Annotated in this window: 5 protein-coding genes; 1 reads left to right on the forward strand and 4 read right to left on the reverse strand. The window is 64.3% G+C overall.

The window, feature by feature from the left end; translation table 11 throughout:
* The 4 genes from EN879_RS28575 to EN879_RS28590 all read right to left on the reverse strand — a co-directional run.
* Positions 1–755: SDR family oxidoreductase (locus tag EN879_RS28575; protein ID WP_164774628.1), on the reverse strand; the 755-nt coding region annotated here is incomplete at its 3' end.
* A gap of 16 nt (positions 756–771) precedes the next feature.
* Positions 772–984 carry a hypothetical protein gene (locus tag EN879_RS28580; RefSeq protein ID WP_013529748.1) on the reverse strand — a complete coding sequence of 71 codons (213 nt, stop codon included), beginning with the start codon at positions 982–984 and terminating at the stop codon, positions 772–774.
* Between the two features lie 89 nt (positions 985–1,073).
* The gene (locus EN879_RS28585; RefSeq protein ID WP_063168938.1) at positions 1,074–2,042 is read right to left on the reverse strand and encodes a cation diffusion facilitator family transporter; all 969 of its coding nucleotides are present in this window, start codon (positions 2,040–2,042) and stop codon (positions 1,074–1,076) included.
* A 10-nt stretch (positions 2,043–2,052) separates the two neighbouring features.
* Positions 2,053–2,739: a GNAT family protein gene (locus EN879_RS28590; protein ID WP_063170329.1), complete on the reverse strand. Its 687-nt coding sequence runs from the start codon at positions 2,737–2,739 to the stop codon at positions 2,053–2,055.
* Positions 2,740–2,822: 83 nt separating this feature from the next.
* Here EN879_RS28590 and EN879_RS28595 point away from each other — a divergent pair.
* The coding region (locus EN879_RS28595; protein ID WP_127274404.1) for an aminotransferase class I/II-fold pyridoxal phosphate-dependent enzyme at positions 2,823–3,463 on the forward strand (641 nt) is incomplete at its 3' end.

Genomic DNA, 3,463 nt, shown 5'->3' on the forward strand with positions numbered 1-3,463 from the left:
GTGCCGGCGACGCCGGGCATGTTCAGATTGCGGCGTGGCCCGACAGCGCTGCCTTCGATCCCCGCCGCATGGATCAGGAAGTTGACCGCCGAGCGGGGGCTGGCATGCGTGTGCACGACCGAGCGCGGCACCGGCAGGATCGCCTCATGGCCGCTCAACGGCTCGCGGATGATGCCCGAGAAGAAGCCCGACGCCGCCTTGTTCGGCTTGCCCGGCCGCACGCAGATGGTCGGCAGCCGGATGCCGATACCGTCGAAGAACCCGCGCCTGGAATAGTCGGCCAGCAGCGCTTCGCTCATCTGCTTCTGGGTACCATAAGAGGTCAGCGGCGTCGGATGGAAGTCATCGGGAATGACGTCCGGGAACGGCGCGCCGAACACCGCGATCGACGAGGTGAAGACGACGCGCGGCGCAAAGCCCGCCACCCGGATGGCATCGAACAGGGCGCGCGTGCCATCGAGATTGACGCGGTAGCCGAGTTCGAAATTCGCCTCCGCCTCGCCGGATACGATGCCGGCGAGATGAAAGACGACGTCGGGGCGCGATGCGACCAGGCGCTCGGTGGCACCCGCTTCGGCGAGATCGCCGGTGTGCAGCGTGACGCTGACGCCATCCAGGCTCGGCGCCTGTGGCGGCACGATATCGTGGAGATCGAGCGCGGTGATCTTGCCCCCGCGCAGCGTCCCGTCCTTGGCCAGCCGGGCGATGAGCTTGCGGCCGACCATACCCGCGGCGCCAGTGATCAGAATGCGCATGTCGAAGATCCCTTGCCTATTTACCCTGGTTTTTGCGCTGGTTGCGGGCGCGCAGCCAGAACACCGAGAAGAACGCCAGCACGAAGACGATGCCAAAGGCGCCGGCCAGCACAGTGGAAAGGCTGCCGAGTGCCAGCATCACGGTCGGCAGATAGTAGGCGCCTATACCGAACAGCAGCATGATCCACGCGGCAGCGATGACCGCGTTCCTGGTGTCGCGGTCCATCATGCCGCGTCCGGAGGATGGGCGTTCGTCAAGCTGGTTTTCAAGGTTTTGCAACTCCTGAGGCAGGACGATCGACATCGATCGATCCGGTCCTAGTGATGGTGGTCGTGATATGCAGCCGCTTCATGCTCGTGCCCGTGGTCGTGCTCGTCGCCATCGTCGGCGCATTGCCCGAATTCCGGTTCCACGGTGGCATGGCTGATGCCGTGCTCGCTGGCAAGCCGCTTCTTGACGGCACTCACCGCCTGATGCGCATCGACGCCCTCGTCTAGACAGGCATGCAGCGTCGCCATATTGCTGGTCCCGTCGAGCGACCAGACATGCATGTGGTGCACTTCGCGTACACCGTGGATCGTCGTCTGGATATCCCTGGCGATCAGATCTCGGTCGAGGCTTGGCGGCACGCCCTCGAGCAGGACATGGGCGGCCTCCCGCATCAGCGACCACGCCGTGTAGAGGATCAGCAGTGAAACCAGGACCGACAGGATCGGGTCGATCGGCGTCCAGCCGGTCGCCAGGATGACCAGCGCCGCCGCGATGGCCGCCGCCGAGCCGAGCAGGTCGCCAAGCACATGCAGGATGGCGCCGCGCATGTTCAGGCTCTCGCGGTCGCCGCCATGCAGCACGAAGAACGAGCCGAGGTTCACCAGCAGGCCGAGGATCGCCACCACCAGCATCGGCCCGCCAAGCACCGGCGCCGGCGCCTGCAGGCGTCCCCAGGCTTCATAGACGATCCACAGCGCGATGACGAAGATGGCGATGCCGTTGGTATAGGCCACCAGCGTCTTGACCCGGCCGAAGCCATAGGTGAGGCGAACGGTCGCCGGCCGGCCGCCAAGATGAAACGCATACCAGGCAAGGCCGAGCGCGATCGAATCGGCGAGCATGTGGCCGGCATCGGCCAGCAGCGCCAGCGAGCCCGTGAGGATGCCGCCAAGCGCCTCGGCGACCATGAAGCCGCCGGTCAGGCAGGCTGCGATCAGAACGCGTTTCTTGTCGGTCGAGCCATGCACATGACCAGGGCCGTGACCGTGCCCGGTGTGATCGTGGGTATGTGCCAATAGTGAACTCCTAAGCGCCGAATTCCGCGCGAAAATCCTCGAGCCGTCGCTTCTGCCGGCCGTCGCCATCGAAATTGGCCGGATCGAGCCACGCCTCATAGGCACTGCGCAGCGCCGGCCATTCCTTGTCGATGATCGAATACCACGCAGTGTCGCGGTTTTCACCCTTGACGATGAGATGCTGGCGGAAAATGCCTTCGAACTTGAAGCCGAACCGCTCGGCCGCCCGCTTCGATGGCTCGTTGCGGTTGTTGCACTTCCATTCGTAGCGGCGATAGCCGAGCCCGTCGAAGATGTATTTCATGAACAGGAACTGCGCTTCGGTTGCTCCCGGCTTGCGCGAGATGAGCGGTCCCCAATAGATGTTGCCGATCTCGATGACGCCGTAGGCCGGATCGATGCGCATCAGCGTCTGGCGTCCGGCGACCTTGCCGCTGGCCTTGTCGATGACGGTGAAGAACAGCGGATCCTCGCTGGCCTCGACTTTGTCCAGCCATGGCTGGAAGGCGGCGCGGGTCTCCGGCGGATAATCGGGCAACCAGGCGAAGCGGTCGTCGATATCGGACACGGAGGACGCTTCATAGAGGCCGTCGCCGTGTTTTGCAGCGCTCAGCGGTTCAAGCCGGACGTATCGACCGTCGATGGTCTTGCGTTCAGGCCGCGGACGCGGTTGCCAATCCCTGAGATTTTCCGACACCGAATGCTCCAATCCGTTTGACTTTTGCGGGCTGAGGCTCACAAAAACGCGACCCAACAGCAAGAACCACACGGACGGGAAAAATGCTCCACACGATTTCGGCCTTCGACCGCCTTGGCGAGGAAAACGCCTTCGCCGTGCTTGCGAGGGCCACAGCACTTGCCCAACAAGGCCGCGACATCGTCAATCTCGGCATCGGCCAGCCCGACTTCAAGACGCCGCAGCACATCGTCGAGGCGGCGATCAAGGCGCTGCGCGACGGCCATCACGGCTACACGCCGGCCAATGGCCTGCTGGCGACGCGCGAGGCGGTGGTGCGCCGCACGCTGACCACCACCGGTGTCGAGATATCGCCCGAAACGGTGATGATCCTGCCCGGCGGCAAGCCGACCATGTTCGCCGCGATCCTGATGTTCGGCGAGCCCGGCGCCGAGATCCTCTACCCGGACCCCGGCTTTCCCATCTACCGCTCGATGATCGAGTTCACGGGTGCGGCACCCATTCCCGTGCCGATGCGCGAAGAAAACGGCTTTGCCTTCTCGGCCGAGGAGACGCTGGCGCTGATCACCTCGAAGACCAGGCTGCTGATCCTCAACTCGCCCGCCAATCCGACCGGCGGCGTCACGCCTCGCGCCGAGATCGAGAAACTGGTCAAGGGGCTGGAGGCGCATCCGCAGGTCGCCATCCTCTCCGACGAAATCTACGACGTCATGACCTATGATGG

Source organism: Mesorhizobium sp. M7A.F.Ca.AU.002.02.1.1 (genome assembly GCF_003998535.1).
Taxonomy (GTDB): Bacteria; Pseudomonadota; Alphaproteobacteria; order Rhizobiales; family Rhizobiaceae; genus Mesorhizobium; species Mesorhizobium ciceri.